The sequence below is a fragment of the Bartonella saheliensis genome, assembly GCF_902162175.1.
In genome coordinates, this window is sequence record NZ_LR607196.1 from 98,392 (window position 1) to 114,600 (window position 16,209).

Sequence of the window (16,209 nt, forward strand, 5' to 3'; positions counted from 1 at the left end):
CAATATATGACAAATCAAATATGAATTAACCAACTATAATTATAAAAATTTCAAATCAGTGTCGAGTCGATATTATGATGTTTCTTAATATATTCGAACAATGCTAACGGACTGATGAACATCAATAAGTATTTTTTTGATTATTAACATTGAATAAAATAAAGAAACTATTTTAAATGCTATAGAAATAAAAATATGGAGTCATAAAGGCTCTTCCTCACTCACAGTGCTCTTTCCTTTAAAATTTAACTATTTTTATCTATTGGGGCTCAATCTCATTCGTAGATTAGTGTTTAGTGTTTTAAAAATTTTTTTATGAATACAATTATAACACTTTTAAAGTGTATATATTAAAATTAAACTTTTTAATTGTGCGTACATTTCAAAAACACATGGTGTATATTTTATCTGTCAGAGCTTAATCATAGAGTGCTTTATTATCTTAAAAAAATAAGAGGTTAAGCCATTACAGAATGTTGTTTTGGTCTCTGCACTTTTTTAAACGGGGGGATAAATTTAGAACTATGGAGCGTAAATAATGCAACGCAAATTGAAATTAAGTTTTTGGATGCTAATGACCAGTAGTTTTTTTATCAAGATTGCGAATGCAGATGGCGTAGCGATATTAAAAGAAAAGCTATTAACACCCGTAGCTACCAATGAACATCTAGAAAAGACAAGAAAATTATTATCAAAAGTGAGGGGATTAAAAGAAAAAACAGAGGGGGCAAAAATGATAATGTATGAAAAGACAATAGAAGAAAGTAAGCTTTCAGAAGAGGAAAGGAAGGGGGCAGAAAATCTGTTTTTTGAAGTCCTTACAGATTCAATAATAAGCGATGATGCTACGATCTATATTATCAACCGTGACTCTGAAGGTTCTCAAATAAATCGCTTTAGCTATGAAAATGCAGGCTATTCTATCAATAATACAGTTCAAGAGGGGGGAAAACTCTACATTGATGCAGCAAGTGTTAGTCGTGATACGACGATTGAGCATGGTGGGATTGAGTTTGTCCAAAACCTCAGCACTTCAGAATACGCTACGGTTAAAAAAGGAGGGCAACAAATTGTTGAAAGTGGTGCAAATGCTGAAGGAACGAAAATCCATGGGGGTGAGCAGATTATTTTGGGTAAGGGAGTCCTTGGAGATGGTTTGGAGCTTGAAGATAAGGAAAGTAGTGCTTATGGCACTGAAATTCAGGCTGCCGATGGAATGCTGGGAATACAAAGTATTTATAGTGGGGGGATAGCTGTTGACACAAGAGTTATGAAAGGGGGCGTTCAGAACCTTGATGGTCAAGAGAATTTTAATAACAGCTTCTCAGAAGATGGTGATACAGCTGATACAGAAGATGAAGATTTTACAATCAATGAGGGGGCTTTTGCACTGAGTACCAAACTTTTTGAAAATGGGATGCAGAATATTTTTGCAGGAGGGAAGGCGAGTGAAGTTACTTTATACGATAGAGCGATTCAGAAGATATATAATTCTGGATACGCGGACGATTTAACAATTAATCATCAGGCACAATCATGGATTTTTGCTGGTGCAATATTAGATAAGGATATAAATATTCATGATTTTGGCAACCTTTATCTTTATGCTGGAAATGGTGAAGCTGTTACGGAAGTAGAAAATCTTAATTTAAACGGGGAAGATACCAAACTCTACATTATTGCTTCTGAAGATAACGGCCAAAAACCTCAGGTTAATATCCAGAATTTAAAAGGAAATGGGAGAGTTATTTTTACCTCTTTAGGAGCTCATAAGCATTACTCTGAGCTTAATATTGATGATCTTTCAGGTTCTTTCCATTTCGATTTTAATACCAACTTTGCCAGGAACCTTAGCGATTATCTTGTCATTAAAGAAAGGAGCTCTGGTTCCCACACAATAAGCGTTACCGATTCTGGGCGTGAAATTACAAATTCTTCTCACAAAAAGCTTAAATTAATTTCTGATCACAGCGGAGATGCTCATTTTACTCTAACAAACATTTTTGGTGAAAAAATTGAAACGATTGATGCTGGAACCTATCGGTATCGTTTGAAACATAGAAACAATAAAGGCACCGGTAAAACTTGGTATTTAGATGCGAATTATGCTCTTGATGAGACAAATACCTCTTTATTTTCTGATTTTAGCTTACAGTCATCTACTTCTTCATTGCCAAATGAACTGACAGAATTGATTATTGAAAAGGGAATGATTGTCACGATTGCTGATCCTAGCTTTGACATGGGCAGCGAAAAAATTGAGAGTAATGGAGAAACTTCAATTAGTAATACAGTTAAAGATGGTGGAATGCTTTCCGTTTATAACGGTGGTTTTAGCTTGTATACGACAATTCAAAGAGGCGGGATTGAGCTTATTAAAAGGCAAGGTATTTCACAAGATAGTATAGTCAAGAGAGGGGGAAAACAAAAGGTTGAGGAGGGGGGAAAAGCTGAAGAGGCTAAAATTTATGGTGGTGAGCAGTTTATTTCAGGAAGCTCTAATATCCAAGGGGAGATGGTAAGGAGCAGCGCTTATGATACCGTCATTTCTGGTAAAAACGGGGTGCGAGGATATCAGAATGTGTACGATGCTGGAGAAGTTTTTAATACAAAAATTAAGGAAGGAGGGGTACAAAATCTTTATGTAGAAGGAGATCTCGACGATTATAGCAGTTTTGCATCTAATACAGAGGTCTTTTCTGGTGGAGAGCAACACGTTTTAGCGGGGGGAATAGCTCTTGGTGTTCTTTTACAAGGGAATGCTTTTCAGAAAATAGATTTAGGAGGTTATGTAAAAGATTTAATCATTAAGAATCAAGCACAATCATGGTTACATCCTGGTGCAACATTAGAGGGAAGCACCATGATTCATGATTCTGGGCGAATTTATCTTTATGCTGGCCCTGAGCGATCTCGTACTGAAGTCGAAACAATTGTTTTAAATGGCAGAGATACAAGATTGTACGCTATTGCTTCTGATATGGACAATGAAAGCTCTTTAATTGAGAATTTAAGTGGTAATGGTCGTGTTATTTTTATGTCTACCGTATTGAATCCACATTACTCTAAACTTGAGGTCGGTAATCTTTCAGGGAATTTACATTTTAGATTGAATACCAATTTTGAGGAGCAGCGCGGTGATTATCTCCTTATCAAAAAGGGGGAAGGACATCACACCATAAGCGTGATTGATTCTGGTATTGAAATTGCCAATTCTTCTATCCTAAATCAGAACTTAGTTTTAGAACTTGATTTAATTCATGAACAAAGCGGAAATGCGCATTTTACTCTGACAGATTTTTCTGGTGAAAAGACTAGTACAATTGATGGTGGAGCCTATATGTATGCTCTAAAGACAAAAGATCATAACGGTGGAAAGATTTGGTATTTAGCACCGTTGGAAACAACTTCTACTTCTGTAATCCCCTCATCTCATGCCGAACCGCCTATAGAAAAACTTCCTGAAACAGAAGAAAATATAACGTCGTCACAAGATGTTAATATTAATTTTGATCCATACTCTGATGTCATTAATTTCACTATTCGTGAAGGAGGAGGAATTCTACAAAACTTTTGGCTTGGTGATGATCGCACAGTTCATATCTCTAATGATGGAAAGCAAGGTGCTCTTAAGCAATCCATGAACGCCACAATTGAGGGATCTGGAATACTTTATGTTGAAGCAGGTGGTTTCAGTGAAAATACAACCGTTGAACGTGGTGGATCTGAGATTGTAGGGGAACAGGGAATCTCAAACTCTACGATTATTTACGATGGCGGGAAACAAAAGGTAGAAGGGGGAGGAACAGCACTGCAGACGACAATCTACGGTGGTGATCAGCTGATTTGGGGAGATAGTTACGAGAACGGTGGGATTGTTGGAAGCAGTGCCTATGATACGACAATTTATGGTCAAGGGGACACCCCCGGACAGCAGAATGTATATGATGATGGAATGGCAATGGAAACAAAAGTGATGAGTGGAGGAATACAAACTCTTGCTAAATGGTTTCCTGATGATGATAACTTTGCGGAAAAAGCCGGTGGTTTAGCCATAAATACTGATGTTTTTACAGATGGTGTACAGAGGGTATTAGCAGGGGGTGAAGCAAATACAGTGACTTTACACCGTCATGCTGCTCAAGAAGTTCATGCTGGGGGTATTGTAAAAAATCTAACAATTAAAGAGAGAGCCAATTCATGGGTCTTTGCTGGTGCGATGTTAGAAGGAGAAATAGCGGTTCAGGATTTGGGAAAACTCCACCTTTATGCTGGAGATGATCACCAACAAACTAAAGCAGAAAATATCAATCTAAATGGAGAAGAAGCTCAATTATACTCCATTGCCCATGAATTTGACGACAAAAGTACACATATTCAGCAGTTAAGTGGTGTAGGAAAAGTCATTTTTACCTCTTCTGAAGACGATTTGTATTACTCCAAGCTTTATGTTGATCACCTTTCGGGGAGTCTCCATTTCGATTTTAATGTCAGTCTTGCAGAAGAAAAAGGTGATTACCTTTTTATTGAGAATGGGAGTGGTTCTCACACAATAAATGTCGTAGATTCTGGGATTGAAATTGTTGATCCTTTTTCAACAAAACTTGATTTAATTTTGGATCAAAGTGGAGGTGCATCTTTTACCCTACAAAGTTTTTCTGGTGCAAAAATTGGAATGGTTGATGGTGGAACTTATACCTATGGTTTAAAACAAAGAATTGGTGAGGATGGGGAGCAAAAAATTTGGTATTTATCTGCGGCCTTTATTGATAACTTTTCATTTCTTAATAGTTTGCCACGGAGGAGAAGCAGATCTGCACGGCATTTAAGTCAAAATAAACCGGTTTCTTCAATCGTTTCAATTCTGGGCAGTCAAATGATTAAAAGAGTACCTCCACATCCTCTTTCTTCTGACACACAACAGAGGGCTATCTCAGTATCTTCTCAGTCTTTAGCTGATCAGATGATTTTGCGTCCAAGTAATCAGGAGCAACCTTCTCCACAATTGGATGAGAAGCTTTCAGGTTCTCAGTTTTTAACAACACCTTCTACAGATGCGGTATTGTCTATGTCTGTAGCTCCAGCGATGGTGTTTCACAATGAAATGCAAAGTGTGCGTGCGGGAAGAGGAGGAATTCTAGATAAAAGCAAAAAAAATACGGCTTTATGGGGCTATGCGATTAAAGCAAAAGAAAGCATTGCGACAGAGCATATAGATTTTAAGCTCGATCAGACAGGGATCACTTTAGGGATCAATGGCTTAAGCGAGTGGGAAAATGGAGAATTTTATATAGGTGGTTTTGGCAGTTATGACCACGCACGCATTGCGCATGCACGGGGGGGAACCAGCGGTATCAATAGTTATAGCATTGGGGCTTATGTTACGTATCTGGATTATAGTGGATGGTATCTGGATGTTCTTTTAAAATACAATCATTATCAAAATACACTGAAGGCAGTTTCCACGAATGGTTCAGGGATTGAAGGCAGTTATAAGCAATGGGCGGTGGGAACCTCCTTTGAAGCAGGGTATCGACTTCAGACGTCCAAGAGCAGTTGGTTGCAGCCTTATGGACAAATTACATGGTTGCAAGTTGAGGGAAAAGAAATCAAGTTATCGAATGACATGAGCGGTGATATCCGCCCCTTTACTTCACTGCGCAGTGAGATTGGATTATCTTTAGGGTATGAATTTGGCTCTGGCATGTCTACTTCCTCACAGGCGTATATTACAGCAGCATGGTTGCGTGAGAATAAAGATGACAATCAAACGGTGATTAATGAACACCATTCATTTCCCACCGATTTATCAGGGAATGCAGGTAAATTAGGCATAGGTTTAAGCAGTTTTTTGAGTGAGAAGTTAAAGTTATATGGTGAGGCTCATTATGTTAAAGGGTGTAAAACAAAACAGTCCCTTCAAGGTATTTTAGGGGTACGCTATAGTTTTTAATTATAAGAGTATAGTTATCTTTCAAATGTATAATTGCTTTTAAAAGTCTTTAATAAAGCATAAACAATTTTTTAGAGCATGCAGATTCGCTTTTCATAACAGATTGTGTACCCTTTTTTGTATTATAGTTTATGATGTCTTACTTTTTTATTTGATAAAAAAATTTTAAGAAGTCCAGGAATTTCCTTATATTCTCGATCAAAAATACATAAAAAAAATTATAAAGAAAAATTCTTTGAGTGAAGTGGTGAGGCTGCTTAGAAGAATTATTACAATCTAAGGTTGAAAATATATTTTGTAGAGCTAGTTACGTTTGGTGTCTATGCAGGCGTAAAGAGGGGGGAGGATATGGCTACACAATATAAATGGAAACGCAATTTTTGGGTACTTTTGTTGAGCAGCTGTTTTGTACAGGCAGCAGCCGCAAATGAGGGGGGGATGCCACTTTTTTGTCAATCTTCAAGTGATGAAAACGGTCAGTTATTTCACAATCAATATAATGAAGATATGAAAACAGGAAGATGCATCCTTGGAGCATCGAATGATTTCATTGTAAGAACACAAAATGAATTAGGCTTTTTAAAAAAGTCTAGCAATTTTACTCTTGTTAAGGGTGCTAGAATATTTGCGAGCCAGCAGGAGCTTGATGGCAATCATCGTGACAATGTTGGAGATAATGGACAAGAACAAAAGACTACGTTTCTTAAAAAACCTGAACTTATCTTCATTAAAGATGGGGCACGGCTTGAAAATTATGTCCTTGATCATGAAGGTAAAGCATACATTTCAAATGATGGTGAGATTGATAGTCCGGGACGGTCTATCGATAACACAGTAAAGAATGGTGCAGAGCTTTATGTATATGCAGGAGGTCTGAGTGAGAATAGTAAAATTGAACATGGTGGAATTGAGAATGTTCAGGCTTTAAAGGGAAAACAAGGCTTTTCTAAAAATGCTGTTGTTAAAGAAGGCGGACAGCAAAGTGTTGGAAATGGAGGAAAAGTAGAGGAGACTAAAATTTATGGTGGGGAGCAGCTTGTTTTCGGGGAGGGGGATGTTGGAGGAGAGATTAAAGGGAGTAGCGCTTATCATACAATCATTTATGGTCAAGAGGAAACATTAGGTCAACAAAAAGTATATGACGGGGGTAAAGTTTGGAATACAAAAGTTATGCGAGGAGGCGTCCAAGAGGTTGGAACAAAGTCTGAAGATGCAAAAAATGGTGGTTTTGCATTTGATACAGAAGTTTTTGCTGGTGGTAAGCAGCGTATCTTAAAAGGCGGTCAGGCCATTGGAGTTACTTTAAATGAGAGCGCTATTCAGGAAATATATACGGATGGATCTGTAAAAAATCTAACAATGAATGATGAAACAAAATCATGGGTACATGCGGGAGCGATATTAGAAGGCAAAACACAAGTAAATCATTCTGGACAGCTTCATCTTTATGCTGGGAATGAGCAACATCGCACCACAGTAGAAGATATTCTTTTAAATGGAAAAGAGACAAAACTATATTCACTCACGGATGAGTCTGATGGAAAAAGCTCTCTGATACAAAAATTAAGCGGTGAGGGGAGTGTTATTTTTGCATTTACGGGTTCTGATCCCTACTATTCTCAGCTTCATGTGAATAATCTTTCAGGAAATTTACATTTCGCATTCAATACCACGATTGCCCAAAACCGTGGAGATTATCTCTTCGTTGAGAAAGGCGCAGGGAATCATACAATAAGTGTTGCTGATTCTGGCGTTGAAATCACAGATCCTTTTTCACATAAGCGTGATTTAATTACGGATCAAAGTGGTGGTGCGCATTTTACGCTGACAGATCTTAAGGGTGAAAACATTAACGCCATTGATGGCGGAACTTATATGTATGGTCTAAAAGAAAGAAAGGATGAAAATGGAAAAGTTTGGTTTTTATCGGCAGATCGCCTTAGTGGACCAGGAAACTCTATTCCAGATCCTACAGATCCATTTATTCCTGGTGGAACATTAACCACTCCCTCTACGGATGCAGTGTTAACATTATCCGTCGTTCCTGGACTTATTTTTAACAATGAATTGCAAATTATACGAAATGGTAGAAAAATTTGGAACAGAAATAGGAATGATATTGAGCTATGGACTTATGGGATTAAGAGCAGAGAACGTATTGCGACAGGCCACACACACTTTAAGCTTGGGCAGACAGGTTTAGTCTTTGGTGCTGATCAGTTGAATGAATTAAGCCATGGAGAGTTATATATTGGTGGTTTTGGCAGTTATGATCAAGCACGTGTTTCTCATGCACGAGGGGGAGGGAGTGATTTAAGCTCTTATAGCATTGGAACTTACGCAACTTATTTTGATCATCGTGGATGGTATATGGATGGTGTTTTGAAATATAATTATTATCAAGATAATTTGAAAGCCATCTCAACGAATGGTTTATCAATACAAAGTCATTACAATCAGTGGGCGATAGGTGGATCATTTGAGATTGGTTGTTATTTTGAACCAGCTCAAAATACTTGGATGCAGCCTTATATCAAGCTAACAGGTCTCCAGGTGGAAGGTAAAAAAATAAAACTTTCCAATGGAATGATCGGTGACTTAAGTCCATTGATCTCATTCCGTAGTGAAGTTGGATTGACAGCAGGGCATGAATTCTTTGTGAATTCAGAAACTTCATTAACAGCTTATATAATGGCAGCTTGGTTGCGTGAGAATATAAATAATAATCACGCGACAATTAATAACCAGCATAAATTTATCACAGACTTATCGGGTAGTGCGGGTAAATTAGGAATTGGTTTAAACAGTTTGGTCAATGATAACCTAACATTTTATGCGGAAGCATATTATCTAAAAGGACATAAGATTAAAAATGCTCTTCAAGGTATTTTAGGATTACGCTACAGTTTCTAAAGACATCTTTACACAGCTGATTAAGTTTACAAATGTTATTGTTTTGCAAGCTTAAACAGATAACGCTTTGCGATGCCTTTTTGAGAGTATAGAGACCTTTTCAAACTGTAAGGATGCTTTTATACTCTCTTCTAAGGCAAGGTATTAATTTATTAAAGAGAGTTCATTGTTTTGTATGTTGAATGAGAGTCTTGAACATTAGACGATTTTCTTATTCCAAATCTACTCTATTTTGATCAATCAAAATCACTTTCTTGTACGTCACAAGGGGGAAAGCCGTGTAGAATAAATTACACACGAAAGCACTCAAAATGCTTCTTATAAACCTTGTTACGTGCTAAGGACTATCGCAACATTTTAAGGCTGGTAAAGTGTGTGATGGAGCTGATTTTCTTTACCATAAGCGTAAAAATGGTAGCGTTCAATGGACTTACCATTATATCATTCACTGACAAAGTTAGAAAAATGGGCTGGGGCGTATTGAGAGATGTTTCTTTAAAACAAGCGCATGAGCTACCGCAATGGCGTTCTCTTTTACGTGAGGGGTGGTGGTCCCATTAAAGGGCATAGGCATCTTTCATCCATAATTTTAGATACAAATCTGTGAATTATTTCTTGAATTCAAGTAAACAGTTTGAGTTTTATTCAGTTTTTCTGCTTTCAGGGAGCGTTTTTTAGTGGCTTATATATACAACTAAAAGTTGCTTAAATTAAAATAATGCAACAAAAAATTGTATTTAGACATAAATAAAACACATTATGATACATTCTAAAATGAACTACCTGCGTAGCCGCGGGGTATTTGTTTAAATAATTGAGAGTGGAGTGTGGATAATGAGGTATAAATACAAGTTAAGTTTTTCAGTATTGATGATCAGTAGTTGTCTTGTGCAATCTGCAAGTGCAGTTGAGAAAAAGAGTGAAGAGCTAGAAAGATTAGAAAGTATATCGAGTGGAGGAAAAGTATCAAAAGGTTCAGCACTGATTAGTAATCTTTTTAGCAGTAATATTACGATTGAAGGTGGTGGTGTAGAGGTTGTTGATAACGGAGCTACTTCAATTGGTGCTACTATTCAAAAAGGGGGAATGCAGATAGTTGTGCGCGGAGGGAATGCAGTCAATGCTAAAATTGAGGGTGGTCAGCAGTTTGTTCATGAAGAGCCAAGTATTGATCTTACAGATGTGGTTAGACAAAGTAGTGCTTCTAATACCACAGTTACTGGTGGTGGAGGGGCAGTAGGACAGCAGAATATATATGACGGGGCGTGGGCTTGGAATACGAAAGTGGGAAATAACGGAGAACAAAATCTTTATGCGGGAGAAGGAAAAAAGGGGGGAAAAGCAATGACTACAGAGGTCTCTGGAAATGGTAGACAGCATGTCTTAGCACTAGGGGAATCTTTGTCTACTACTTTGAAGGAGAAAGCTATTCAAGTTGTATATCCTGGGGGGGGAGTAGATACTTTAACAATTATGGATTATGCCCAATCGTGGCTCCACGCTAATGCAGAAGAAGTTGTTGGAGAAGTAAGGGTCAATAATCACGGAGAACTTTATTTATTCGCTGGTGATGTCACAAACCATCTCACTAAAAAAAAGATTCTTATAGAGGGACGACCTGAGGAAACAATATTTAAGGTTGGTGAACGGAATATAGGGGAAAAACCTCAGATTAAAATTGAAGATTTAGGGGGAGAGGGTGGAACTGTTATTTTTACTTCTATTCCGTATGATCCACGTCATATTTCACTTCATGTCGAGAGTCTTTCAGGAAATTTAAAGTTTCGATTCAATATTAGTGCTACCTGGGATGCGAGTGACTACTTGTTGATTGATGAGGGTGCTGGTAATCACAAAATAAACATTTCAGATTCTGGTCGTGAGATTATAGGTCCTCTTTCTCAAAGGAATAGTTTTGTTACTGAGATTCCGTTAGTTACCGATAGAAGCCAAGGTGAAGGAGCTAATTTTACTCTGTCGGATCTTTCAGGAAAGGACATTACAGTTGTTGATGGTGGAACCTATCAGTATCAATTGGAGAGGAGAGGTCGATGTGCTAGTTCTAGTGGTAGTTCTGCAACTTGGTATTTAAGTCGAGTCTCTAAAGGTACGGAACGTTCTAATTCTGAAGTAGAGTGTGTAAGTAAGAAAATGAAGGTTCCTGTTGCATTATCTGAATCTGATCAAAGTACTCCTTCTAGAAGAAAAAATATCGGTTCTCAGAAGCCTACTCGAAAAGAGGAACCAAAAAAACGGCCTCCACGTCATTTAAGAGAAGCACAAAATGTCTCGAGTGTTTCGGTATCTTCCTCTCAAGAAAATAAGACTCGTGTGATATTGCCTCCATCACCTCCACATTCTCTTTCTACTGACACACAACAGAGGGCTATTTCAGTATCTTCTCAGTCTTTAGCTGATCAGATGATTTTGCGTCCAAGCAATCAGGAGCAACCTTCTCCACAATTGGATGAGAAGCTTTCAGGTTCTCAGTTTTTAACAACACCTTCTACAGATGCGGTATTGTCTATGTCTGTAGCGCCAGCGATGGTGTTTCACAATGAAATGCAAAGTGTGCGTGCGGGAAGAGGAGGAATTCTAGATAAAAGTAAAAAGAATACGGCTTTATGGGGCTATGCGATTAAAGCAAAAGAAAGCATTGCGACAGAGCATATAGATTTTAAGCTCGATCAGACAGGGATCGTTTTAGGGATCAATGGCTTAAGCGAGTGGGAAAATGGAGAATTTTATATAGGTGGTTTTGGCAGTTATGACCACGCCCGTATTGCGCATGCACGGGGGGGAACCAGCGGTATCAATAGTTATAGCATTGGGGCTTATGTCACGTATCTGGATTATAGTGGATGGTATCTGGATGCTCTTTTAAAATACAATCATTATCAAAATACGCTGAAGGCGGTTTCCACAAATGGTTCAGGGATTGAAGGCAGTTATAAGCAATGGGCGGTGGGAACCTCCTTTGAAGCAGGGTATCGACTTCAGACGTCCAAGAGCAGTTGGTTGCAGCCTTATGGACAAATTACATGGTTGCAAGTTGAGGGAAAAGAAATCAAGTTATCGAATGACATGAGCGGTGATATCCGCCCCTTTACTTCACTGCGCAGTGAGATTGGATTATCTTTAGGGTATGAATTTGGCTCTGGCATGTCTACTTCCTCACAGGCGTATATTACAGCAGCATGGTTGCGTGAGAATAAGGATGATAATCAAACGGTGATTAATGAACACCATTCATTCACCACTGATTTATCAGGTAATGCGGGTAAATTAGGCATAGGTTTAAGCAGTTTTTTGAGTGAGAAGTTAAAGTTATATGGCGAGGCTCATTATGTTAAAGGGCGTAAAACAAAACAGTCCCTTCAAGGTATTTTAGGGATACGCTATAGCTTTTAATTATAAGGAATTTTTTAATTGATCTCAGTAAGGTAAGAGAATTTTAAAACCTAGACTTGAAGTGTTTAGATGCATCTTCTTTTAAAGAAGAGGTTTTTCATAAAAGCTATGTATTTTTACGTGTTGTTTTTTTCTTATAATTGTTATTGCTTATATGATAATTTTGATGGGAAGCGTTTAGAAATATAATAAGGAGTTCAACATTTACTAAGAGGCAGATGTGCATCTTATGATGGGAGGGGTAATTATAACTGTATTTATTTTATTGAAGTCTTCTTTATAATCCATTCTATATTTTTGAGAATTTGTGTAGATTTTTGCAAAGTCACTTGGCAAAGGACGGCCTGCTCGCTATAGAAACAGTTAGAGAATGTTATCAATGAAATAAAGGTGAGTAAATGGCTTTAGAGCATACTTTTTCGATGATTAAACCAGATGCAACACGTCGTAATTTGACAGGAGCAATTACCAAAATGCTTGAGGATGCGGGCTTGCGTGTTATTGCATCTAAACGTGTGTGGATGAGCAAGCGTGAGGCTGAAAATTTTTATGCTGTTCATAAAGAACGCCCTTTTTTTAGCGAATTGGTTGAATTTATGTCTTCTGGCCCAACAATTGTACAGGTTTTGGAAGGAGAAAATGCAATAGCTAAAAACCGTGAAGTGATGGGGGCTACAAATCCTAGTGATGCAGAGGAAGGGACAATTCGTAAGGTTCATGCTTTGTCGATTGGTGAAAATTCTGTCCATGGATCTGATAGTGCTGAAACAGCAAAAACAGAAATTGCGTTTTGGTTTTCTGAGATAGAAATTGTTGGTTAATAAAAGCATAAATAAGAAGCAAGAACCTAAAACATAGTGTTTTAGGTTCTTGCTTATAAGATTATAGATCTCTTTGACAGATATAGAGATTCATCGTTTTTTTGCTTTTAATATTGCAACTTTTTTGCGAGGGGATAAAGCCTATTTATTCTTTGAAATGTCTTTTAACTAGACGCCAACTTTGGTTATGATGGGCAAAAGAAGTGTTCTTTAATTGATTAATCATCACGAGATTTAAAGTAAGTAGATTTATGGTATCTTTTCTCATTTAAGTTGCAGAAGGATAGATTATTGTTATAAATCAGATGATTTCATGAGATGACGTGTTTTAAACCCGCACGAAAATAATCCCATCCTGTCCACAATGTAAGGAGGGCAGCAATCCAAAGCATAGTAATACCAAATTCTACTGTGTAAGGAAAAATTTTATTACCAGCTGGCCCTGCTAAAAGAAAGATAATAGCGATCATTTGTACAAAAGTTTTCCACTTAGCAAGACGAGAGACCGGAACGCTTACTTTTAATTCAGCTAAATATTCACGTAATCCTGATACAAGAATTTCCCGACAAAGAATAATAATTGCTGCCCATAATGTCCATCCAGCAATCGTGCTGTCTGCGGCAAGCAAAAGCAAACAAGCTGAGACGAGAAGCTTATCGGCAATTGGATCTAACATGCGGCCAATATTGGATGTTTGTTCCCAAATACGGGCAAGATAGCCATCAAGAAAGTCAGTAATAGAGGCAACGATAAAAATGGAAACGGCAATCCAGCGCGCAATATCATTTGATTGTAGGCGTCCTTCTACAAAAAAGCAAGCAACAACCATTGGGACTGCAACAATTCGTGCATAAGTTAAAAGATTTGGAAAAGAAAAAGTATGATTTTTCATAGAGTCATTTTCAATTCTTGTAAAGGAAAACATATTCCCTGTAAGTAACAAGGCTAAAGTGATGAAACAAGCCTATTTTTCATTAAAATGGTCATGAATTTTTTGCGCGATTGCGATAGAGATTCCCGTAACTTTTTTCAAGTCTTCAAGTGAGGCGCCAGCAACAGCCTTGGCACTTCCAAAATGATGAAGCAATGCACGTTTTCTTGACGGACCGATATTTTCGATTTCATCAAGTGGATTTTTAAAGGTTTCTTTTTTTCGTTTTATTCTATGTGTTCCAATAGCAAAACGGTGTGCTTCATCACGTAGACGTTGCAAAAAATAGAGGATAGGATCACGGGGGGGAAGTGTGAAAGGAAGGGTGCCTTTTATAAAAAATCGTTCACGTCCCGCATGACGGTCAACACCTTTGGCTATTCCAACAACGGTGATTAGGTTATTCAATTGTAATTCAGCAAGTATTGTATGCACACTGTTGATTTGTCCCTCACCACCATCGATTAAGATAAGATCAGGCCAAACGGGAAAAAGATCATTCTTTTGATCTTGTATGTCATGACTTTTATTTGGAAAATCATGCTCTTTGATAAGGCGTGAAAATCTTCGTTTAATCACTTCTTTCATCATGCCAAAATCATCGCCAGGCGTGATATCTGTTGAGCGAATATTGAATTTGCGATATTGATTTTTAACAAATCCCATTTGACCAGCAACAATCATAGCCCCTACCGAATTTGTTCCCATAATATGAGAATTGTCGTACACTTCTATACGGCGCGGAGGAAAAGGCAGTTGGAATGTTTCAGCAAGCCCTTGAAGTAATTTTGTATGGGTAGCTGTTTCAGCAAGCTTATGTTCTAGTGCTTCATGAGCATTAAGATAAGCGTGATTAACAAGCGTTTTCCGCTCACCTTGCTTGGGTAAAGAGAGAGACACTTTGTGATTTGCTTTGAGACTTAATGCTTCTGTAAGAAGCGTCTTTTCTTCAATTTCTTCCGATAAAAGGATGCTTTTGGGAAGGGGTTTATCATCGTAAAATTGGGCAAGAAAACTCGCTAAAATTTCAGTACGAGAAAAAGAGGGATCTGCTTTAGGAAAATAGGCTCGGTTTCCCCAATTTTGCCCCATGCGAAAAAAGAACACTTGAATACAAGTCATTCCTTCTTTTTGAGCAATTGCAAAGACATCTGCTTCTTTTATCGTTTGAGGGTTAATACCTTGATGGCTTTGTATGTGAGAAAGGGCTGATAAGCGGTCACGATAGGAAGCAGCTTGTTCAAAATCAAGATTTTCTGCGGCTTTATGCATAGCTTGAACCATATCATTTTTAACAGATTGATCTTTTCCCGAAAGGAACGCTTTTGCTTCTCTTACCAGTTCTTTATAATCACTGTCATTAATTTCATGGGTACAAGGTGCAGAACATCGCTTAATTTGATAAAGCAAACAGGGGCGCGTACGGTTTTCAAAAATTGCATCAGTACAGGTTCGTAATAAAAAAGCGCGTTGTAAAACGTGAATTGTTTGTGTCACTGCACCAGCAGAAGCAAAAGGTCCAAAATAATGAGCTTTTTGCGTTCGAGCGCCACGATGTTTGTAAAGTGCAGGTGCTCGATGATCATTTGTAATCATGATATAAGGAAAGCTTTTATCATCACGGAGTAATACATTAAAATGAGGATGCAATCTTTTGATGAGATTGGCTTCTAAAAGGAGTGCTTCTGTTTCTGTATGGGTAACGATAAATTCCATATGATATGTTGCACGAATCATACGGGTAATACGATTATTGTGTCCTTGTTCACGTGTATAGTTTGAAACACGTTTTTTGAGATTACGCGCTTTGCCAACGTAGAGAATATTACCATTTTCACCAATCATCCGGTAAACTCCCGGTTTATGGGGAAGGTGTCTAACAAACTCTTGTATAAATTTGACACCTTTAAATTGATTTTTTTCATTGCTTTGATTGGCATTGTTCCATGCCAAATTAGAGAGAAAAGAAAGCTTTTCTCTTTTATTTTTCAGACAAGTTGTATTATTTTTCAGGATCATTCCGTTTATCAAGAAATATTTTTTGTTTATTCTATTAAATATTTTTATTTCATTAAATAACGATTATTTATGTCTTTAATAGCTTTTGTCCATCAATAACATATTATAGCATAAGAGTGTAATTTTAGAGTACTTTTCTTTCATAAAAAAATATGAGAAT

Annotated in this window: 7 protein-coding genes; 5 read left to right on the forward strand and 2 right to left on the reverse strand. The window is 37.6% G+C overall.

Annotation, left to right across the window (positions count from 1 at the left end; all coding sequences use genetic code 11):
• The first annotated feature begins 538 nt into the window (after window positions 1-538).
• The 5 genes from bafA (FS875_RS01545) to ndk all read left to right on the forward strand — a co-directional run bounded on the left by bafA (FS875_RS01545) (window position 539) and on the right by ndk (window position 13,098).
• A complete protein-coding gene (bafA, locus tag FS875_RS01545) occupies window positions 539-5,953 on the forward strand; it encodes a BafA family autotransporter (protein WP_144752081.1) in 5,415 nt (1,804 codons plus the stop codon).
• Between the two features lie 348 nt (window positions 5,954-6,301).
• Window positions 6,302-8,866, forward strand: a complete 2,565-nt coding sequence (gene bafA / locus FS875_RS01550) for a BafA family autotransporter (RefSeq protein WP_144752084.1) — start codon at window positions 6,302-6,304, stop codon at window positions 8,864-8,866.
• Between the two features lie 411 nt (window positions 8,867-9,277).
• Window positions 9,278-9,427 (forward strand): hypothetical protein, encoded by a 150-nt coding sequence (locus FS875_RS10350; protein WP_207999932.1) that lies wholly within the window; start codon window positions 9,278-9,280, stop codon window positions 9,425-9,427.
• 273 nt (window positions 9,428-9,700) lie between these two features.
• Window positions 9,701-12,277, forward strand: a complete 2,577-nt coding sequence (gene bafA, locus FS875_RS01560; RefSeq protein WP_144752087.1) for a BafA family autotransporter — start codon at window positions 9,701-9,703, stop codon at window positions 12,275-12,277.
• Between the two features lie 398 nt (window positions 12,278-12,675).
• Window positions 12,676-13,098 (forward strand): nucleoside-diphosphate kinase, encoded by a 423-nt coding sequence (gene ndk, locus FS875_RS01565; protein WP_144752090.1) that lies wholly within the window; start codon window positions 12,676-12,678, stop codon window positions 13,096-13,098.
• 311 nt (window positions 13,099-13,409) lie between these two features.
• Here ndk and pgsA read toward each other — a convergent pair whose 3' ends face one another.
• A complete protein-coding gene (pgsA, locus tag FS875_RS01570; protein ID WP_144752093.1) occupies window positions 13,410-13,991 on the reverse strand; it encodes a CDP-diacylglycerol--glycerol-3-phosphate 3-phosphatidyltransferase in 582 nt (193 codons plus the stop codon).
• Between the two features lie 72 nt (window positions 13,992-14,063).
• Complete coding sequence (gene uvrC, locus FS875_RS01575; protein ID WP_144752096.1) at window positions 14,064-16,049, reverse strand: excinuclease ABC subunit UvrC; 1,986 nt, start codon at window positions 16,047-16,049, stop codon at window positions 14,064-14,066.
• Window positions 16,050-16,209 lie beyond the last annotated feature (160 nt).

Excerpts from the sequence above, each read along its gene's own strand:
- pgsA (WP_144752093.1), bottom strand. The coding sequence starts at position 13,991 with ATGAAAAATCATACTTTTTCTTTTCCAAATCTTTTAACTTATGCACGA.
- bafA (WP_144752084.1), top strand. The coding sequence starts at position 6,302 with ATGGCTACACAATATAAATGGAAACGCAATTTTTGGGTACTTTTGTTG.
- bafA (WP_144752087.1), top strand. The coding sequence starts at position 9,701 with ATGAGGTATAAATACAAGTTAAGTTTTTCAGTATTGATGATCAGTAGT.
- uvrC (WP_144752096.1), bottom strand. The coding sequence starts at position 16,049 with ATGATCCTGAAAAATAATACAACTTGTCTGAAAAATAAAAGAGAAAAG.
- bafA (WP_144752081.1), top strand. The coding sequence starts at position 539 with ATGCAACGCAAATTGAAATTAAGTTTTTGGATGCTAATGACCAGTAGT.
- FS875_RS10350 (WP_207999932.1), top strand. The coding sequence starts at position 9,278 with ATGGTAGCGTTCAATGGACTTACCATTATATCATTCACTGACAAAGTT.
- ndk (WP_144752090.1), top strand. The coding sequence starts at position 12,676 with ATGGCTTTAGAGCATACTTTTTCGATGATTAAACCAGATGCAACACGT.